Here is a 20075-nt window from a genome sequence, read left to right as displayed (position 1 = left end):
ATGAAACCGATCACGGTCGACACCAAGCCGATCCAGGGCCAGAAGCCCGGCACCAGCGGCCTGCGCAAGAAGACGCGCGTCTTCATGGGCCCGCATTTTCTTGAGAACTACGTGCAGTCGATCTTCGACGGCATCGGCGGGGTCGAGGGCAAGACCCTGGTTCTCGGTGGCGACGGGCGCTACTTCAACGACCGCGCGGCACAGGTGATCCTGCGCATGGCTGCCGCGAATGGCGCCGCCAAGGTCATCGTCGGTCAGGACGCGGTCCTGTCGACGCCCGCCGCCTCGCACCTGATCCGCAAGCGCGGCACCGATGGCGGTCTGATCCTCTCGGCCAGCCACAATCCCGGCGGCGAGGACGAGGATTTCGGGTTGAAGTTCAACGCCGCCAATGGCGGTCCCGCCCCCGAAAGCATCACCGACAAGATCCACGCCGCGACCCAGGGGCTGACCCGCTACCGCATCGTCGAGGCGCAGGACGTCGATCTCGCCTCCCCCGGCACGACCAGCCTTGGTGACATGCAGATCGAGGTCGTCGACCCGGTGGCCGACTACGCGATGCTGATGGAGGAAATCTTCGACTTCGACGCGATCCGCGAATTGCTCGCCTCGGGCTTCCGCGTCCGGTTCGACGCGATGCATGCGGTGACCGGCCCCTATGCGGTCGAGATCCTCGAAAACCGGCTCGGCGCTGCGTCGGGATCGGTGGTCAACGGCACGCCGTCGCCTGATTTCGGCGGCGGTCACCCGGATCCGAACCCGATCTGGGCCAAGGATCTGGTCGATGCGATGATGGGCGACGACGCGCCCGATTTCGGCGCCGCCTCGGATGGTGACGGGGATCGCAACATGATCATGGGGCGCGGCGTCTACGTCACCCCCTCCGACAGCCTCGCGCTGCTCGCGGCCCATGCCCATCTCGCCCCGGCCTATAGCGGCGGCCTCAAGGGCGTGGCCCGCTCAATGCCGACCTCGGCCGCCGTGGACCGCGTCGCCGAGAAGAAGGGCATCGCCTGCTACGAGACGCCGACCGGCTGGAAGTTTTTCGGCAACCTGCTCGATGCCGGGAAGGCGACGCTCTGCGGCGAAGAAAGCGCCGGCACCGGCTCGGACCACGTGCGCGAGAAGGACGGGCTCTGGGCGGTGCTCCTTTGGCTCAACATCCTCGCCGCGACGAAGAAGAGCGTGAAGGAGCTGCTGGCAGAGCATTACGCCGAATACGGGCGCAACTACTACTCGCGTCACGACTACGAGGATGTGGAGACCGACAAGGCCAACGCGCTGATGGATGGGCTACGCGGCAAGCTGGGCAGCCTGCCCGGCCAGAGCTTCGGCGGGCTGACGGTGAAGACCGCCGACGAGTTCTCCTATGACGATCCCGTCGATGGCAGCCGTGCCACGGCGCAGGGTCTGCGCATCGGCTTCGAGGATGGCGGCCGCGTCGTGTTCCGGCTCTCGGGCACCGGCACGGTGGGCGCGACGCTGCGCGTCTATCTCGAAGCGCTGGAGACCGATCCCGCCAAATGCGATCGCGACCCGCAGGACGCGCTGGCGCCGATCATTGCCGCCGCCGACGAGATCGCGGGCATCAAGTCCCATACCGGCCGCGACGCGCCCAATGTCATCACCTGACGCATCCGGCCCCGCCGTCCCGGCGGCGGGGCCCCGGCCTCACAGCCAGCCCTTGGCCTTGAACCAGATCCAGGTTCCCACCGCCGAAGCGACCATCGCGCTCAGTGCGATGAAATAGGCATAGGGCTCGTCCAGTTCGGGCATGTGGGCAAAGTTCATCCCGTAGATCGAGGCGATCAGCGTCGGCGGCAGAAACAGCGCCGCGACGACCGAGAGCGTGCGCACCACGGCGTTCTCGTCGAGATTGATCATGCCCAGCGTGGCGTCGGTCGCCAGCGCCACGCGGCTGTTGAGAAAATCCAGATGCACCTCCAGCGCGTTGATGTCGCGCATCTGCGCCTTGGCCAGCGTCGCGATCTGCGGGTCGCGGTGCTTCATCGTGCCGTTCCAGACGATGAAAGTCGAAAGCATCCGCTCCATTGTGAATAGGGCCAGCCGCACCTTGGCCGTCAGTTCCCCCTGCTGGCCGATATCGCGTAGGGCCAGCCGCAGCCCCTCCACGTCGTTGGCCTCCTCGCCATAGACTTCGCTCGCCACACGGTCGAGCACCCGACCCGTCGCCTCCAAAAGGTCGGCCTGACGCGCGATGATCTCCTCGACCAGCCCAAGGAAGACCCGCACCGGGCTGCCGATGCCCGCGCTCGACCGCTCGGCCCGGGTCCCGAAGGTCTCGAAGGGGCGCGGCGTATGGTGGCGCACCGTGATCAGTCGATCGGGCGTCAGAAGGAAGGTCACCGGGCCAGAGAACTGCCGCCTCTCGGCGTCTCGCCCGGGCAGCATCACCGTCATCACCTGGCAGTCGCCCTCGCGATGCAGGCGGTTGGAGATCTCGATCTCCTCCATGTCTTCGAGGGTCGGAACCGACAGCCCCAGCGCCTCGACCCGCGCGGTCTCCTCGGCATCTGGCTCGAGCAGGTCGATCCAGATCGCCTTCGCAAGATCGGCCTCGGCCTCGAGCGGCGCGAGACCGGGGGCATCGGGTCGGTAGGCAGCCAGCATCGCGTCTCTCCTGTTTCATGCGTCGCATGAGGGAGATAGCGCCACCTCGCCCCGGTCCAGCCCGGCTCAGCGGTCGCGGTCGGTGTCGTCCTCCGGGAGGCGGAAATCGAAGAAGAACTGCCAGCCGATCCAGAGCGCCGCGACGCCGAACAGCAGCGCCCATCCCGGCGCGCCGCGCCACAGCTCCAGCAGCGCCCAGCCCAACACGAGGCCGAACACCAGCACCCGCCGCCAAAGCGGGATGAAGATCGGACTACGCACGTCGAAGAATCTCATCTGGCCGCCTCCGTTGGCATTGCCGTGGCCCCTTCGGGCCCCGACATCGTCCGCGCGATCATGCCCGAGAGAGCGGAACGAAGCACAGGGTTTCGTTCCGCTCGGGAAGTTTACGTCAGCGCAGGCCGGACTTGGCGATCAGTTCGGCCAGCTCGGTCATTGCCTTGGCGCGCGCCGCTGCGAGGCCGGCCGCACCGGGGGCCTCGGGGATCGGCACGGCGATCGCGAAGGTATCGGCCTTGTCGCGACCCAGCGCGTCGCGCGTCGCCACGAAATACTGCCCCGCCACCCGGAAGCGGCCCTGCGCGTCGGCCAGGAACTCCTCGACGCGGACCTCGACCCGCGCCTCGGCGAAATCGTCGAAGGGCCACGGTTCGGGCGCCACCCGCGCACCCGTCGACAGGCCGAGGGCGCGCGACAGTTCCAGCGTCGCGGCGCGCGCCGGATCGTCGGCCCAGAGCAGCTTGTCGGCGGTGGTGATCACCCCTTCGGGCGTCTCGACGAAGATCTCTTCGAGCGCCGCATAGGTCGGCAGCGTGATCTCGCGCACCTCGACCGAGGCGAAGGCGATCGAAACCTTCTCGGTCGGTGCGATCTGCGGCACCGCGTAGCGCAGTTCCGGCCCGCCGCAGGCGGCTAGCAGAGTGAGGAGCGCCAAGGCGGCGAACGGACGGTTCTTCATGGTCTAGCGTCCTGTCAGAAGCGAATTGGGGCGGCGTTCGATGGCCCGGGCGAGCGAGCCCACGGCCTCGGCGGCCTGAGACACCTCGCGCAGGGCCGCGCGCAGGTCGCGCAGCGCCGGTTCGGTGCTGTCGCCGATCGTCGCCACCGTGCCGTTCGAGGTCACCAGCAGCGCCTCGGCGCGGCTGACCAGCGAGGGCAACGTGCGGGCGGCCTCGGCCAGACGGTCGGCGGCGTTGGCGGCCGAAGCGAACGTGGCGTTGGCGTTCTCGACCACGCCGCCCTCGCTGATCTGCGCGAGGATGACCCGCAGCTCGCCGAGCGCGCCGTTCAGCTCACCCGGCAGCGCACGCACCGAGTCCTGCTTGATCAGCCGATCGGCGCTGTTGAGCAGGCTGTTTGCCTCGGCTACCAGCACCTCGAGCGGCAGATCGGCAGCCTTGCCCGCCACCGCGTTCAGGCTGTCGATCAGCTGCGGCGCGCCCGATAGCGAGCGGTCGAGGCTGTCGGCCGCGCGTGCGGCGCTGTCGATCGCCGCCACGAGGCTCTCGCCGCCGCCGCCCGCGTTGACCTCGGCCAGCAGGGTACGCGCTTCGGCGACCCCCAGCTCGAGCTCGCCTGCAAGCGTGCCGAGCTGGCCCGGCAGCGCCCGCGCCGCCTCGGTGCCGATCAGAGCGCGCGCGTCCTGCGCGAGGCCCGAGACCCGGTCGAGCAGCGTGTCGACCGGCAGCTCCTGGGCCATCGCGGCCACGGCGTCGATCCGTTCGATCAGCTGCGGCACGCCCTCGAGCGAAGCGTCGAGCCGCGACGCCGCCTGTCCTGCCGCGTCGACGGTCTCCAGCAGGCGCGTCACGCCCTGCTCCTCATTGAACGTGGCGATCAGGGTCCGCGCCTCGGCAGTGCCGGTCTCGAGCTCGGCCAGCAGCGCGTTGACCCGGCCCGGCAGAGCGCGGGCGTCGTCCGTGTCGATCAGGCCGCGCGCGGCGCCGGCGAGATCGCCGACCTCGGTAAGCAGCGTCTCAAGCGGCAATTCGTTGGCGGTGGCCGCCAGCGTGTCGAGCCGCGAGACCAGCTGCGGAACACCGGCCAGCGACTCGTCGAGCGTCGTCACCGCGGCGCGGGCCGCGTCGACCGTCTCCAGCAGCCGCGTGACGGCCTGCTGTTCGTTCAGCCCGGCGATCAGCGTCCGTGCCTCGGCGGTGCCGCCTTCCAGCTCGGCGAGGAGCGTGTTGACACGCCCCGGCAGGGCCTGCGTCTCCTCGGTACCGATGAGGCCGCGCGCCTCCTCGGCCAGACCCGACACCTCTGTCAGCAAGGTCTCGAGCGGCAGCTCGGCAGCCGTCTCGGCCACGCGGTTGAGGTTGTCGATCAGCTCCGGCACGCCGTCGAGCGCGGTGTCGAGATCGGCGGTCACCGCCGTGGCCCCGTCGACCGCCGCGAGGATGCGCGTCACGGCCTCGGCCGCGCGCACGTCGTCGAGGATCGCGCGGACATCCGAGACGGCGAGCTCAATCTCGCTCATCACCACGCCGATCTGCTCCGGCACGGCCTGCACTTCATCGGAGCCGACGAAGCCGCGGATATCGCCGAGCAGCGCGCGGATGTCGCTCGGGGTCTGCTGCAGATCCTCGGAGCCGATCAGCCGGGCCGAATTCTCGAGGAAGCTGGTGGCGGAGGCCAGCAGTTCCTCGATCGGCAGGTTGTTGATCCGGTCAAGCGTGCCCTGCGCCGTGGCCTGCACGTCGGAGATCTCGCTCTCGGTCACCGGGATCGCCGGATAGGGCAGAGCGTTGACGTCGAGCACGGCCTGCTCGGTGGCCGGTACGTCGATCAGCTGCACCTTGAGGCCGCCGGTCAGGATCGACCCGGTAACGAGCCTAGCGCGGAGCCCATCGGCAACCTCGTCGACGAAATACTGCAGCGCCTCCTCGACGCCGCCTTCATCGGCCATGCCGAGCCGCGACGGCAGGATGGTCAGCACGGTCTGAAGCCTGACGCCGCGATCGCCGAAGCGCTCCTCGTCGACGAGGCCGTTGAGACCGGACACCGAGCCGATGCGCACGCCATCGAGCTCGACCGGCGCGCCGACCGCAAGCCCCGAGACGTTGCCGTCGAACACGGCCACGAGGTTGAGCGAGGGGCCGTCCGGGGTGTTGAACACCGAGTTGCGAGCGGTTTCCTCGGCGTCGTAGACCTCGAAGGTCTGGCCGCTCTGGGCCAGCGTCGCGCCCGACACGAAGGTGTCGAAGGCAAGCCCGCCCGCGAGCAGGGCCGCGACGCTGTCAAAATCGATCTCGGCCCCACCGGTGCCGATCTTGACCGAGAAGCCGGAGGTGTCCCAGAACCGCGTCGTCTCGGTGACGAGGTTGTCAAAGGGCGCGTAGATCACCGCAGGCGCCTCGACGTAGAAACCGTCGGCGGACACGCCGGCCTGACCGATGCGTCCAGCCTCCACGCCCTTGTAGAGGATCGGGCTGTTGCCGGAGAGGACGCCCTCGGTCGCGCGCAGCGTGATCTCGATGCCATCGCGGTCGGGGCCAAGCAGCGGTGCGCGTTCGAGCCCGGCGAAGCTGCGTCCGGCCTTGCCGGCCTGACCGTCCCACTGGCCGCGGATATAGACCCCCGACAGCACCGTATCGAGGCCTGACACGCCCTCGGTCGAGACCTCGGGCCGGACGATCCAGAAATCGGCATCGTCGTCGATGTATGGAGCGATGTCCTTGTCGACCCGGATCGAGATCGCCACCTGATCGAGGCCTTCGGTGAAGCTCACCTGCTCGACGATGCCAACCGCCACGTCACGAAAACGCAACTCGGTCTCGCCGGCCAGCACGCCGCCAGCCTCGTCGAATTGCACCTTGATCAGCGGCCCCTGCTCGCTCCACTGCTTCCAGCCGATGCCCAGCGCCACGGCCAGCGCGCCGAGGGGCACCAGCCAGACGACCGAGACGCGGCTGCGCAGCGGCCGCCGTTCGCCCTCGACGGGCACGTCGGGTATCTCGCCGCTCACGCGCGCTCGTCCGAGGCGGAATCATCCGCCGCGCGATCCCAGATCAGGCGCGGGTCGAAGGCTTGGGCGGAGAGCATCGTGAAGATCACCGAGAGTGCGAAAGCGAGCGCCGCCGGGCCCGGCTTGATCGAGGCGGCCAGATTCAACTGCACCAGCGCCGTCAGGATCGCAACCACGAAGACGTCGATCATCGACCAGCGCCCTATATACTCCACGATTTCATAGAGCCTGTGGCGCGATTGCGGCGGCGTGCGCGAGCCGCGCCGCACCGAGGTGGCGAGCCAGGCGATGGCCGCGAACTTGCCGATCGGGATCGCCACCGAGGCGATCAGGATGATGATCGCCACGAAGGGCGCGCCCTGCTTCGCCAGCTCGATCGCGCCGCCGACGATGGTGTCCTCGGAGACTTGGAACAGCACTTGGGTGCGCAGCATCGGGTAGAGGTTCGCCGGAAAATAGCACAGCAGCCCCGCCGCCCACCACGCCCAGACCCGGCTCAGGCTATGGGTGTCGCGCGACACCAGTGTCTTGCCGCAGCGGCCGCACCGGTCGGTTCCCATCGGCCAGACCCGGGTGCAGCGCGTGCAGGCGACGAGACCCGCCTCGCGAGCAGTGGTCATGGGGGTGGCGGCGCCGCTCATGCCGGGGCCTTCGCGCGACGCGCGCCATAGCCATGCTCCAGCGATTCCCAGACCGACCAGCGGCACATCCAGCGGTCATGGATCACCGTAAGGAAGACGAGCGCGGCGAACATCCAGAAGGCCGGGCCGAAGCTCAGATGCGCAAGGTCGGCCACCTTGACCAGCGCGACGGCGCAGCCCAGCGCGAAGATCTCGGCCATCGACCATGGCCGCAGCGCCTCGGCCAGCGCAAAGAGGCGAAGTGCCCCCGGCGGCGCGGGCCGGTCGAAGACCAGCGGGCCGAGCACGTAGATGGTTAGGATCGCGCGCGCCATCGGCACCAGCACGATCAGTGCCGTCACCGCGATGGACAGCAGAAGCAACGGCCCGCCGGTGAAGCTCAACGCGGCGTCGAGCAGCGTCGCCTCGTTGACGAAGCCCTGCCTGCTGATCTTCAGGAACGGAAACCACACCGCGCCGAGCACAAGGATCAACGAGGTGGCGGAAAGCATGATGATGATCATGCCCGCGCGTTTTCTCGGGGCGATCAGCACGGTGTGGCAGCGCGCGCAGACCGCGCGTTCACCCTGCTCCGGCATCCGCGCACGATAGATCGCGTCGCACTGCGGGCAGGCGATGAGATGCGCCGGATCGACGCGCGCAATGTCCGTGCTGTGCATGGGGTCCGCCCGTCAGATCACTTGGCCCGAATACTACGGCCGCATGAGGGGAAAGGCCACGGGCCGCGCACGACACTGCGCGCACGGCACCGTGACGGGGCACGGCCCAAAGCTTGGCAAGCTCAGGTCCGAGAGAGCTGGAAGGGAACGGGCGTCAGCTTCGCGCTTGCAAGCGCTCCCCAGCGACCTTCTCGAAATATGTGCTGCCGTCGTCAGCTCTCAGTCCCTCCGCCCGACCCCGCCAGGCGTCGGCGTCACCACGGTGACCGTCTCACCCGGTCGCAACCGGGTCTGCGCACAGGCGACCAACGTCTCCACGGAGCCGTCCAACCGCCCGACCTCGGTGCGGCCAACCTCGCCCGCGCCGCCACCATCGAGGCCCTCCGGCGGACGATGCCGGTGCGAGGACAGGATCGACAGGTCCATCTCCTCGAGGAACCGCAGCCGTCGCGTCGTGCCGTCACCGCCCGGGAACGCGCCCTGCCCGCCCGAGCCGGGCCTGAGCGCGAAGCTCTCCAGCAGCACCGGGAACCGCGTTTCCAGCACCTCAGGGTCAGTGAGCCGTGAATTGGTCATGTGAGTGTGGACGCCGGAGGTCCCGGCAAAGCCGCGCCCGTCATTCAGCCGTCCCGCCGGGCTGCCAGAGCAAATCGTCTCGTAATACTGGTGCCGCTCGTTGCCGAAGGTGAGGTTGTTCATCGTCCCCTGGGCATTGGCCAGCGCGCCCAGCGCCTGGAACAGCGCGTTGGTCACGTGCTGCGAGGTCTCGACATTGCCCGCCACGACCGCGCGCGGATAGGCGGGGCGCAGCATGGAGCCCTCGGGGATCACGATCTCGATCGGCCTGAGGCAGCCCGCGTTCATCGGGATCGGCTGCTCGCACATCACCCGGAAGACATAGAGCACGGCAGCACGGGCGACCGGTTCGGGCGCGTTGAAGTTGTTCTCGCGCGCCTCGGAGGTGCCGGTAAAGTCGACCCGCGCCCGCCGCGCCTCGCGATCCACGGTGATCCGTACCCGGATCACTTGGCCGGTGTCGGTCTCGTAGTCGCAGTCGCAATCCGACAACCGCTCGATGAGCCGCGCCACCTCTTCGGCGGCGTTGTCCTGCACATGCCCCATATAGGCGCGCACCACGTCGAGGCCGAACTCGCCCACCATGCGCCGCAGCTCCGCCGCGCCACGCGCGTTGGCCGCGACCTGTGCCTTGAGGTCGGCGATGTTCTGGTCGGGGTTGCGGCAGGGGTAGCGATGCGCGGTGAGAAGCTCGCGCAAGGCCTCCTCGCGGAACGCGCCTCGATCGACGAGATGGAAGTTGTCGATCAGCACCCCTTCCTCGTCCACCGTCGTCGCCAGCGGCGTCATCGAGCCGGGCGCGGTCCCGCCGACATCGGCGTGGTGTCCCCGGCTCGCCGTCCAGAACAGGATCTCTGCCCCGGCCTCATCGAAGACCGGCGAGACGACGGTGATGTCCGGCAGATGGGTGCCGCCATTATAGGGCGCGTTCAGTGCGAAGACGTCGCCCGGCCGGATCGTCTCGTTCTGCCGGATGATCGCCTCGACCGAACGATCCATGCTGCCCAGATGCACCGGCATGTGCGGCGCGTTGGCCACCAGCGCGCCGTCGCGATCGAAGACCGCGCAGGAGAAGTCGAGCCGCTCCTTGATGTTGACGGACTGCGCAGTGTTCTGCAGCGCCACGCCCATCTGTTCCGCGATGTTCATGAACAGGTTGTTGAACACCTCAAGCAGGATCGGGTCGGCCTCGGTTCCGGCCGCAAGCTGGCGCGGGGCCCGCTCGTGACGGGTGAGCAGGATGTCATCGCGCACCGTCAGCCGCGCGGTCCATCCCGGCTCGACCACGATGGTCTGGTTCGGCTCGACGATCAGCGCGGGCCCGCGCATCTCGTGGCCCGGGGCGATATCGGCCCGGCGATGCACCTGCGCCTCGTGCCAGGCGCCGCCGAAAAAGAAGCGCGCCGTCTCGCCCGCGCCGGCCTGCCCGCGCGCGGGCGCGTCACCCCCGGTCTCGGCCGTCGCATGCGGCGGCTCCGTGCCCTCGACCTCGACCGCCTCGATCACCAGCTCCCGTCCGGGGCTGAGAAAGCCGAACTGCGCCTCGTGAGCGGCTTCAAAGGCGGCGCGGGCGGCCGCCATGTCGCCCGAATAGCTCACCTGCAGCGCGGTATCGGTGCCGGCATAGCGCAGGTGCAGCCGGGTCGCGTAGCTCTCCTGCGTCACGCCCTGCCCGGCCAGATCGCCGCGCACCTGGTCGGTCAGATCCGCGATCACCGCGTCGAGCGCCGCGCGCGTCGCCTCCTCCATCGGCTGCACCAGCCCCTGCTGGCGGCTCGCCGAAACGGTGGCCAGCCCGATGCCGTAGGCCGAGAGCAGGCCCGAGAGCGGGTGCACCAGCACCGCCTCCATGCCCAGCGCGTCGGCGACGAGGCAGGCATGCTGCCCGCCCGCCCCGCCGAAGGAGTTGAGCAGGTAGCGCGTCACGTCGTGACCGCGCTGGACCGAGATCTTCTTGATCGCGTTGGCCATGTTCTCAACGGCAATCCTGACGAAGCCCTCTGCGGCCTCCTCCGGGCTGCGCTCGCCCGCGATCTTCGCGAAGGCCGCCCGCACCCCGTCACGATCAAGCGGCTGGTCCTGACCGGGCCCGAAGATCGCCGGAAAGAGACCGGGGTCGAGCTTGCCCAGCATGACGTTGGCATCGGTCACGGTAAGCGGCCCGCCGCGCCGGTAGCACAAAGGCCCCGGATCGGCGCCCGCGCTGTCAGGCCCGACGCGGAAGCGGCCCGGCTCGGCATGCAGCACCGATCCTCCGCCCGCCGCGACCGTGTGGATGCGCATCATCGGCGCCCGGATCCGCACGCCCGCGACCTCAGTGTCGAAGGCGCGCTCGAAATCGCCGGCGCAGTGCGCCACGTCGGTGGAGGTCCCGCCCATGTCGAAACCGATCACCTTGTCCCAGCCGGCAGCCCGGGCCGTCTCGACCATGCCGACCACGCCGCCCGCCGGTCCCGACAGGATCGCGTCCTTGCCCTGGAACGCCTCGGCCGCGGTCATCCCGCCCGAGGACATCATGAATTGCAGCGTTGGTCCCACCTCACCCGGCGGCGTCGCGCCCAGCGCGCCGGATACCCGCGCCACGTAGCGGCGCAGGATCGGCGAGAGATAGGCGTCGACCACCGTGGTGTCGCCCCGGCCGACGAGCTTCAGCAGCGGCGACACCTCATGGCTAACCGAGACCTGCCCGAAGCCCATGCCACGCACCATTTCCGCCAGCGCCGCCTCGTGGGCGGGTGCGGTCCAGGCATGCATCAGCACGATCGCCACTGCGTCGATACCATCGGCGCGCAGCCGCTCGAGTTCTGGGCGCAGGGCTTCCGCATCGAGCGACCGCTCGACGGCACCATCGGCCCTCACCCGCTCGTCGACCTCGATCACGCGGCTGTAGAGCTGCTCGGCCAGTTCGATCTGCTTGGCAAAGATGTCCGGCCGGGCCTGATAGGCGATCCGGAGGGCATCTCGGAAGCCCCGGGTGATCAGCAGCGCCGTCCTGTCACCCTTGCGCTCTAGGAGCGCGTTGGTGGCGACGGTGGTGCCCATCTTGACCGTGCCGATCCGCGCCGGGTCGATCGCGCCGCCGAGCAGGCGCCGGATGCCCTCGATCGCCGCGTCCTCGTAAGCCTCGGGATTTTCAGACAAGAGCTTGAGCGGATGGAGCGCACCGTCGGGCGCCCGACCCACCACATCGGTGAAGGTGCCGCCACGGTCGATCCAGAAATCCCACACGCTCATGCTTCGCCCCTCTCGCAATTCCCGCACAGGGGTGCGCAATCCTCCTCCAGTGGTCAAGCCGCTCCGAATCTCGCGCATTAGCTCAGGCACTGGGCAAATGCCCGAAGCTGTGGCAGTCTGCCCCCGGAGGAGATAAGGGCCGCGAACTGCATGGAGGATGGCATGGCGCGCGACTGGGACCTGATCATATTCGACTGCGACGGTGTGCTGATCGACAGCGAGCTGCTGAGCGCCGAGGTGCTGATCGCTCTGCTCGCCACCGAAGGCGTCGAGATCGACTTCGACCACGTGCGCCGCAATTTTCTCGGCCGCAGCTTTCCCACCGTGGCCAGGCATATCCGCGAAGAGCTGGGTCATCCGCTCGCGCCAGAATTCGAAGCGCTCTACCGGTCCCGGCTGCTGGCGCGGTTCGAGACCGAACTGCGGCCGATGCCGGGGATCGCTCCGGCTCTGGCGCTGCTCGCCGCGCGCGGAATGCCGGTCTGTGTCGCGACCTCCTCCTCGCCTCAGCGTGCGGCGCGCTCGCTGGCCATCGCGGGCCTCGCGCCGGCGCTACCGCATGTCTTCACCGCGAGCCAGGTCGAACGCGGCAAGCCCGCCCCCGACCTGTTCCTGTTCGCCGCGGAGCGCATGGGTGCCGCCCCAGGCCGCTGCCTGGTGATCGAGGACAGCCTGCCGGGGCTGGAGGCTGCCGAGGCGGCCGGCATGACGGCTGTGCGCTTCATCGGCGGCGGCCACCTTGCCGGCGCCACCTTGCGCCACGACCCTGATGTGCCGCTCCTGCGCGACTGGGCAGAGCTGCCAGTCCTGCTCGACAGTCTGCCCGCCCAGGAGGCCGTATGAGCCAGTCCCGCTTTACCCCCGAAGCGACGCGCCTCGATGATGCCGCGCGCGCCGGCTGGCTCTACTACGTCGCCGGCAACACCCAGGACGAGATCGCCAGAAAGCTGGGCGTCTCGCGGCAGTCGGCGCAGCGGCTGGTGTCGCTCGCCGTTTCCGAAAAGCTGGTCAAGGTGCGCCTCGATCACCCGATCGCCCGCTGCATGGACCTGTCGGGGGCCCTCGCGGAGCGCTACAAGCTGAGGGTCAGCGAGGTCGTGCCTTCGGATCCCAATGCCCCGGAACTGCTGACCGGCATCGCCATCGCGGCCGCGGCCGAGCTGGAAAAGATGCTCAAGAGCCCCGACGAGAAGATCATCGCGCTGGGCACCGGCCGTGCCTTGCGCGCCTGCGTGGAGCAATTGCCGCGCATGGACTGCCCCCAGCACCGGATCGTCAGCCGGCTAGGGAACATGATGTCGGACGGCTCTGCTACGCCCTACAACGCCGTGATTCGGATGGCCGAACGGGTCGGCGCCAAGCACTACCCCTACCCGCTGCCGGTAGTGGCGCGCGACGAAGCCGAGCTTCAGATCATGCATGGGCAGGAGCCGGTGCGGCATACGATGGAGCTGTGCGCGCGCGCCGATCTGACGCTTGTCGGCGTCGGACAGGTCGGCGCGACCGCGCCGCTGCATGTCGATGGATTCATGGATGCGGCGGAAATGCAGATGCTCGTCGATCAGGGCGCCGCGGGCGAGATTACGAGTTGGGTCTATGATGCCGAGGGCCGGATCATGGACTGCGCGTTCAATGCCCGCGTCGCCTCGGCGCCGCTGCCGGTGCAGGGCGGCGGGCCGGTGATCGGCCTCGCCACCGGCCCGGCGAAGGCTCAGGCGATCGCCGCGGCGCTGCGCGGGCGGCTGATCGACGGGCTGATCACCGACGAGGTGACGGCCGGGCGGTTGCTCAAGGCCTGACCGCCCGACCCGGTTTCATCACTTGGCGTAGCGGTCGAGCGTGGCTGCAACGCCGTCGGACCACAGCGCGCGCAGCTGGCGCGCGAAGGCATCGGCGAAGGCCGGCCGCTCGCCCAGATCACCGAACACCGTCTCGTTCGACAGGAAGGCCGCAGGATCGTCCTTGGCGGCCAGCGCCCGGCGCTTGAGGTCCTCGGCATTGTCGTCATTGGGGGCGATCGCGTTGCCCTCTTCGTCGGTGCCGGCGCAGTAGCGGCACCACAGCGCCACCTCGAGGGCGAGCCCATCAACGTTGCTGCCCGCGTCGAGCGCGTCACGGATCACCGGCAGGACGAACTTGGGCTGCCGGTTCGAGCCGTCATGGCACAGCCGCGGGATGGTGTCCCCGATTTCGGGGTTGGCAAAGCGCTCGGCCACCTTGCGGCGATAGGCCTCGAAATCGACGCCTTCGATCGGCGCCAGGGTCGGGATGATCTCGCGCGTCTCCAAAGCGGCGAGCCAAGCCACGATGCGCGGATCGGCCATGGCGTCGTGCACGAAGTGGTGCCCGAGCAACGCCGAGGGATAGGCGATGGCGGCATGCCCACCATTGAGAATGCGCAGCTTCATCAGTTCGTAGGGCGCGACATCCTCGACGAACTCCGCCCCGACCTTCTCGAGCGCCGGGCGCCCCTGCGGGAAGTTGTCCTCGAGCACCCACTGCCGGAACGGCTCGCAGACCACCGGCGCCGCGTCGGTCACGCCGAAGCGGTCGCGCATCAGCGCGCGTTCGCGGTCCGAGGTGGCCGGGGTGATGCAGTCGACCATCGTGTTCGGGAAGGCCACGTTCGACGCGACCCAGCTGGCGAAATCCGCGTCCGACAGCTTCGCCAGCCCGACGACGGTCTGCTTGGCGACATGGCCGTTCTCGGGGAGGTTGTCGCAGGACATCACGGTGAACGGCGCGTTGCCAGCCGCGCGACGCCGCTTGAGCGCGGCGAGGATCATGCCGAAAGCCGTCTTCGGGCTGTCGGGGTTGGTGGCGTCGTGCCGGATATCGGGATGGTTCTCGTCGAAGCCGCCGCTGCGCGCATCAACGAACCAGCCGCCCTCGGTCACGGTGAGCGAAACGATGCGGATCGCCGGATCGCTCATCCGCTCGACCAGCGCGGCGGAGTCGATCTCGGTAAAGTCGATCATCGCACCGGTGACGCTGGCCGAAAGCCCTGCCGGGTCAAGCTCGACCACGGTGGTGAGCCAATCCTGCTTCTGCAGGGCGTCGCGCATCTTCGCGTCGCCGGGACGGACGCCTGCGCCGCAGATCGCCCAGTCTTGGCCTTCACCGGTGGCGAAGAGCCGGTCGAGATAGACCGCCATATGGGCGCGGTGGAAGTTGCCCACGCCGATATGAACGATGCCCGCGCTCAGCGCGTTCCGGTCGTAGCCCGGCCCCTTCACGGCGTCGGGAAGGCGGCCCAATGCCGCGGCGTTGAGATCAATGGCCATTGTCAGCCTCCTGTAAAATTGGGGAAAGAGCCTCAGCTCATCCACTGGCCGCCATCGACGTTGTAGGTCTGCGACACGATGTAGTCGGCCTCGTCCGAGGCTAGGAAAACGGCCATGCCGGTCAGGTCGTCCGGCGTGGCGAAACGGCCCGCGGGCACGCCCGCGGCGACCTCTGCCTTCTTCTGGCCCGGCTGCTTGCCCTCGAGCCTGGCGAACATGGAATCGACATGCTCCCAGTGCTCGCCATCGACCACGCCGGGCGCGATGGCATTGACGTTGATGCCGTGCTTGATGAGGTTCAGCCCGGCCGACTGGGTCATCGAGATCACCGCCGCCTTGGTCGAGCAATAGACCAGCACCAGCGGCTCGCCGCGGCGTCCGGCCTGGCTCGCCATGTTGATGATCTTGCCACCTCGGCCTTGGGCGATCATCTGCCGGGCGGCGGCCTGCATGGTGAACAACGTGCCGGCGACATTGACGGCGTAGAGCTTGTCATAGCTCTCGCGGGTGATGTCGACGGTCTCGGCGGCATCGAACAGCGCGGCGTTGTTGACGAGTATGTCGATCTTGCCCGCGTGCTCCACCACCGTGGCGATGGCGGCATCGATGCTGTCCTGACGGGTCACGTCGATCTCGACCGCGTAGGCGCCCGCGCCGATCTCGGCGGCTGCGCTCTGCGCCCCACCGAGATTGATGTCCGCGATGGCGACCGTCGCGCCCTCGCGGACATAGGCCTCGGCGAAGGCGCGGCCTAGGCCGCGCCCCGCACCGGTGATCAGCGCCGATTTTCCGGCGAGACGGCTCATGCGATCCGCAGCCCCTGCCCGTCGAAACGATGCAGCTTGTCGGCCTGCGGGGTCAGGAACACGGTGTCACCGTGATGGAGTCCCACTTCGCCACCGGCGCGGATGGTGATGGTTTCCGCCAAGCCGGTGTCGTGCACGTGGAAGAACGTGTCCGACCCCAGATGCTCGGCGACGCCGATCCGGCCCTTCCAGGTGCCTTCGCTCGGCGACACGTCGATGTGCTCCGGCCGCACGCCGATCGTCTCGGCGCTGTGCTTCTTGGCCTCGGCGCCGTCGATCAGGTTCATCTTGGGCGAGCCGATGAAGCCGGCGACGAAAGTGTTGCGCGGGTTGCGGTAGAGTTCGAGGGGGCTGCCCACCTGCTCGATGTTGCCCGCGCGCAGCACCACGATCTTGTCGGCCATGGTCATCGCCTCGACCTGGTCGTGGGTGACGTAGATCATCGTGGTGTCGAGCTTCTTGTGCAGCTCGGAGATCTCCATCCGCATGCCGACGCGCAGCGCCGCGTCGAGGTTCGACAGCGGCTCGTCGAACAGGAAGGCCGCCGGTTCGCGGACGATGGCGCGGCCGATCGCGACCCGCTGACGCTGGCCGCCCGAGAGCTGGCCGGGGCGCCGGTCGAGATAGTCGGTGAGGTTGAGCGCGCGCGCCGCGTTGTCGATGCGCCGCTTCTGCTCGTCCTCGGGCATGCCCGCCATCTTCATCGGGAAGGCGATGTTCTTGCGCACCGACATGTGCGGGTAGAGCGCGTAGCTCTGGAACACCATGGCGAGGCCGCGCTTGGCGGGCGGCAGGTCGGTGGCGGGCTTGCCGTCGATGCGGATCTCGCCGCCGGAGACGTCCTCGAGCCCGGCGATCAGCCGCAGCAGCGTGGACTTGCCGCAACCCGAGGGGCCGACGAAGACGACGAACTCACCGTCTTCGATGGTCAGGTCGAGGGGCGGAATGACCTCCACATCCCCGAATTTCTTGGTCACCTTGTCGAGCGTGATGCGTCCCATGGGTATATTCCTTATTTCACTGCGCCGAAGGTGAGCCCGCGGACGAGCTGCTTCTGGCTGAACCAGCCGAGGATGAGGATCGGCGCGATGGCCATGGTCGAGGCGGCCGAGAGCTTGGCGTAGAACAGGCCCTCGGGGCTCGAGTAGCTGGCGATGAAGGCGGTGAGCGGAGCGGCCTTGGCGGCCGTGAGGTTGAGCGTCCAGAACGCCTCGTTCCAGGCGAGGATGACGTTGAGGAGCAGCGTCGAGGCGATGCCCGGCACGGCCATCGGCGTCAGAACATGGATGATCTCGTCACGCAGGGTGGCGCCGTCCATCCGGGCCGCTTCGAGGATCTCGCCCGGGATCTCCTTGAAGTAGGTGTAGAGCATCCAGACGATGATCGGCAGGTTGATCAGCGTCAGCACGATCACCAGACCGGTCTTGGTGTCGAGAAGGCCCACGTCGCGGAAGATCAGGTAGATCGGGATCAGCACGCCGACGGGGGGCAGCATCTTCGTCGACAGCATCCACATCAGCACGTCCTTGGTGCGCTTGCCGGGCACGAAGGCCATCGACCAGGCGGCCGGGATCGCGATGATCAGGCCCAGCACGGTCGAGCCGAGCGAGATCACCACCGAGTTCCAGAAGTGCCGGAAGTAGTTCGAACGCTCCTGCACGGTAGTGTAGTTCTCGAGCGTCCAGTCGAAGAACAGGAAGCTCGGCGGCGATGAGATCGCCTCGGCCTCGGTCTTGAAGCTGGTGAGGATCGTCCAGAGGATCGGGAAGAAGATCGCGAGGCCAACGGCCCAGGCGGCGATGGTGAAGCCGATCTTGCGGCGGGTGGAGACGGCGCGGGCCATGTCAGGCGCTCCCTCTGTTCGGCGTGCGGGGCGTGCGCGGGGTCAGGCCCCGCGCGGCGAAGGTGATCTGCTCAGGCATCGAGGTTCTTTCCGATCATCCGCATCAGGAAGATCGCGACGATGTTGGCGAGGATGATCGCGACCACACCGCCGGCCGAGCCGCCGCCCACGTCGAAGTTCAGCAGCGAACGGGCGTAGACGAGGTAGGTCAGGTTGGTCGAGGCGTTACCCGGACCGCCATTGGTGGTCACCAGGATCTCGGCGAAGACCGACAGCAGGAAGATCGTCTGGATCAGGATCACTACGGTGATGGCGCGCGAGAGGTGCGGCAGGGTGATGTACCAGAACCGCGACAGCGCCGAGGCCCCGTCCATCTCGGCCGCTTCCATCTGCTCGCTGTCGAGCGACTGGATCGCGGTGAGCAGGATCAGCGTGGCGAAGGGCAGCCACTGCCAGGACACGATGCCGATGATCGAAGCCAATGGTGCCTGACTGAGAAAGTCGAATGGTGCCAAACCCACCGCCTTGGAGAACTCCGCGAAGAGCCCCGAGACTGGGTTCATGAACATGTTCTTCCAGACCAGCGCCGACACGGTGGGCATGACGAAGAAGGGCGCGATGACGAGGATGCGCACGATCCCCTGCCCCCAGATCGGCTGATCGAGCAGGATCGCCAGGAGGATGCCCCCGACCACGGTGATGATCAGCACCCCGCCCACCAGGAGCAGCGTGTTGATCAGCGCGGTGAAGAAGGCCGGGTTGTTGAAGAACAGCTTGTAGTTCAGCAGCCCGACGAAGCGCTCGGTGCCCGGCATCAGCAGGTTGTAGCGCAGCAGCGAGAAGTAGATCGTGAGCGCCAGCGGAACGATCATCCACGCCAGCAGAAGCACGACGGCGGGCGAAATCATGATCCGCGCGGCGGAGCGGGAATGTTGGGTGGCCATCGGTCTCTCCGATTGTCTGGGACGGGCGGCGGCGCGCGATCCCCCGACCCGGTCGCGAATGCGGCCGGAGAGGATGGCAGGCGGCGGCCCGTGACGATGATGGGGTGATCGGCGGGGGTCGGCGGGGCCGGCCGGGAGGGTCCGGCCCCGCCTGTCATGCGGTGGGGGTTACTGGCCGTAGCCCGCCGCCTGCATTTCCTGGGAGGTCAGCTCCTGAGCCGCCTGCAGCGCTTCTTCGGCCGACTTCTGACCGGCAAGCGCCGCCGAGAACTGCTGGCCCACCGCGGTGGCGATGCCCTGGAACTCGGGAATGGCGACGAACTGCACGCCGGTATAGGGCACCGGGTCCACGGTCGGGTTGTTCGGGTCGGCCGCGTTGATGCTGTCGAGCGTCATCTGCGCGAAGGGCGCCGCGTCCAGGTACTCCTGGTTCTCATAGAGCGAGGTGCGGGTGCCCGGCGGCACGTTGGCCCAGCCTTCCTTCTCGGCGACCAGCTCGGCGTACTCCTTGGAGGTCGCCCAGGCCACGAAGGTCTTGGCGGCGTCTTCGGCGTCGGTGCCGGCCGGGATGCCGAGGCTCCAGGCCCAGAGCCAGTTGCCGCGCTTGCCCAGACCGTTGTCGGGAGCGAGCGCGAAGCCCACCTTGTCGGCCACGGTGCTGTCATCGCCGGTCACGAAGGACGCGGCGACGGTGGCGTCGATCCACATGCCACACTTGCCCTGCTGGAACAGCGCCAGGTTCTCGTTGAAGCCGTTGTTCGCGGCGCCCGGAGGACCGTAGTTGTTCAGCAGATCGAGATAGTCGGTCAGCGTCGCCTTCCAGGCCTCGCTGTCGAACTGGGGCTGCCAGTTCTCATCGAACCAGCGGGCGCCGTAGCTGTTCGACATGGCGGTGAGGAGGGCCATGTTCTCGCCCCAGCCGGCCTTGCCGCGCAGGCAGATGCCGTAGACCTCGTTCTCCTTGTCGGTCATCGCCGCGGCGGCTTCCTTGATGAAGTCCCAAGTCGGCGCGTCGGGCATCTCGAGCCCGGCCTCTTCCATCAGGTCGGTGCGATACATGACCATGGAGCTCTCGCCGTAGAACGGCGCGGCATAGAGCGTGCCGTCGACCGACAGGCCACCGGCGATGGCCGGCAGGATGTCGCCGGCGTCATATTCCTCGGGAAGGTCGTCAAGCGGGACAAGCCAGTTCTGCTTGGCCCAGATCGGAACCTCGTAGGTGCCGATGGTCATCACGTCGTACTGGCCGCCCTTGGTGGCAATGTCAGTGGTGACGCGCTGACGCAGCACGTTTTCCTCAAGGGTCACCCAGTCGAGTTCGATGTCCGGATGCTTCTCGGTGAAGTCCGAGGACAGCTCCTGCATGCGGATCATGTCACCGTTGTTCACGGTGGCAATGGTCAAGGTCTCTGCCTGCGCGATGGCGGCCATGCCGCACAGCGCGGTCGCCCCCATGAGGATACGGGTCGTCTTGGTCATGTCTCTCCTCC

At 68.1% G+C, this 20075-nt stretch carries 16 protein-coding genes; 3 read left to right on the top strand and 13 right to left on the bottom strand.

All coding sequences use genetic code 11. The annotated features are described in order from the left end of the window. A complete protein-coding gene (locus tag FHS00_RS14295) occupies positions 1 to 1632 on the top strand; it encodes an alpha-D-glucose phosphate-specific phosphoglucomutase (protein WP_183474766.1) in 1632 nt (543 codons plus the stop codon). A 39-nt stretch (positions 1633 to 1671) separates the two neighbouring features. Here the strand turns inward: FHS00_RS14295 and FHS00_RS14290 are convergent, their stop codons facing one another. From FHS00_RS14290 to FHS00_RS14260, 7 genes are all read right to left on the bottom strand, one after another. Further along, positions 1672 to 2631, bottom strand: coding sequence for a magnesium transporter CorA family protein (locus FHS00_RS14290; protein ID WP_183474765.1), 960 nt, complete (start codon positions 2629 to 2631; stop codon positions 1672 to 1674). Between the two features lie 66 nt (positions 2632 to 2697). After that, positions 2698 to 2907: a hypothetical protein gene (locus FHS00_RS14285; protein WP_183474764.1), complete on the bottom strand. Its 210-nt coding sequence runs from the start codon at positions 2905 to 2907 to the stop codon at positions 2698 to 2700. 115 nt (positions 2908 to 3022) lie between these two features. Continuing rightward, positions 3023 to 3589, bottom strand: coding sequence for a PqiC family protein (locus tag FHS00_RS14280; protein ID WP_183474763.1), 567 nt, complete (start codon positions 3587 to 3589; stop codon positions 3023 to 3025). Between the two features lie 3 nt (positions 3590 to 3592). After that, positions 3593 to 6598, bottom strand: a complete 3006-nt coding sequence (locus FHS00_RS14275; RefSeq protein ID WP_183474762.1) for an MlaD family protein — start codon at positions 6596 to 6598, stop codon at positions 3593 to 3595. Beyond that, complete coding sequence (locus FHS00_RS14270) at positions 6595 to 7239, bottom strand: paraquat-inducible protein A (RefSeq protein ID WP_183474761.1); 645 nt, start codon at positions 7237 to 7239, stop codon at positions 6595 to 6597. The genes FHS00_RS14275 and FHS00_RS14270 overlap by 4 nt, the downstream gene beginning before the upstream one ends. Further along, positions 7236 to 7898, bottom strand: coding sequence for a paraquat-inducible protein A (locus FHS00_RS14265; protein WP_183474760.1), 663 nt, complete (start codon positions 7896 to 7898; stop codon positions 7236 to 7238). Before FHS00_RS14265 ends, FHS00_RS14270 begins: the two co-directional genes overlap by 4 nt. A 219-nt stretch (positions 7899 to 8117) precedes the next feature. Further along, a complete protein-coding gene (locus tag FHS00_RS14260) occupies positions 8118 to 11708 on the bottom strand; it encodes a hydantoinase B/oxoprolinase family protein (RefSeq protein WP_183474759.1) in 3591 nt (1196 codons plus the stop codon). A 162-nt stretch (positions 11709 to 11870) separates the two neighbouring features. Between FHS00_RS14260 and FHS00_RS14255 the strand changes: the two genes are divergently transcribed. Beyond that, the gene (locus tag FHS00_RS14255; protein WP_246391346.1) at positions 11871 to 12551 is read left to right on the top strand and encodes an HAD family hydrolase; all 681 of its coding nucleotides are present in this window, start codon (positions 11871 to 11873) and stop codon (positions 12549 to 12551) included. Next, positions 12548 to 13507, top strand: a complete 960-nt coding sequence (locus FHS00_RS14250; RefSeq protein WP_183474757.1) for a sugar-binding transcriptional regulator — start codon at positions 12548 to 12550, stop codon at positions 13505 to 13507. The genes FHS00_RS14255 and FHS00_RS14250 overlap by 4 nt, the downstream gene beginning before the upstream one ends. Positions 13508 to 13525: 18 nt before the next feature. Here the strand turns inward: FHS00_RS14250 and FHS00_RS14245 are convergent, their stop codons facing one another. The 6 genes from FHS00_RS14245 to FHS00_RS14220 all read right to left on the bottom strand — a co-directional run bounded on the left by FHS00_RS14245 (position 13526) and on the right by FHS00_RS14220 (position 20064). Then, entirely contained in the window at positions 13526 to 14992 is a 1467-nt protein-coding gene (locus tag FHS00_RS14245) for a mannitol dehydrogenase family protein (RefSeq protein WP_183474756.1), read from the bottom strand. A 32-nt stretch (positions 14993 to 15024) separates the two neighbouring features. Then, positions 15025 to 15798: an L-iditol 2-dehydrogenase gene (locus FHS00_RS14240; protein ID WP_183474755.1), complete on the bottom strand. Its 774-nt coding sequence runs from the start codon at positions 15796 to 15798 to the stop codon at positions 15025 to 15027. Beyond that, the gene (locus FHS00_RS14235) at positions 15795 to 16799 is read right to left on the bottom strand and encodes an ABC transporter ATP-binding protein (RefSeq protein WP_183474754.1); all 1005 of its coding nucleotides are present in this window, start codon (positions 16797 to 16799) and stop codon (positions 15795 to 15797) included. The genes FHS00_RS14240 and FHS00_RS14235 overlap by 4 nt, the downstream gene beginning before the upstream one ends. A gap of 11 nt (positions 16800 to 16810) precedes the next feature. Beyond that, a complete protein-coding gene (locus FHS00_RS14230) occupies positions 16811 to 17641 on the bottom strand; it encodes a carbohydrate ABC transporter permease (RefSeq protein ID WP_183474485.1) in 831 nt (276 codons plus the stop codon). Between the two features lie 71 nt (positions 17642 to 17712). Further along, positions 17713 to 18585, bottom strand: coding sequence for a carbohydrate ABC transporter permease (locus FHS00_RS14225; RefSeq protein WP_183474753.1), 873 nt, complete (start codon positions 18583 to 18585; stop codon positions 17713 to 17715). Positions 18586 to 18753: 168 nt separating this feature from the next. Further along, positions 18754 to 20064 (bottom strand): ABC transporter substrate-binding protein, encoded by a 1311-nt coding sequence (locus FHS00_RS14220; protein WP_183474752.1) that lies wholly within the window; start codon positions 20062 to 20064, stop codon positions 18754 to 18756. Between the last annotated feature and the right edge of the window lie 11 nt (positions 20065 to 20075).

This window comes from Limimaricola variabilis (genome assembly GCF_014195545.1).
GTDB classification, from domain to species: Bacteria; Pseudomonadota; Alphaproteobacteria; order Rhodobacterales; family Rhodobacteraceae; genus Limimaricola; species Limimaricola variabilis.
The sequence above is the reverse complement of the archived record's forward strand: the minus strand, read 5'-3'. Positions and strand labels throughout refer to the sequence as shown.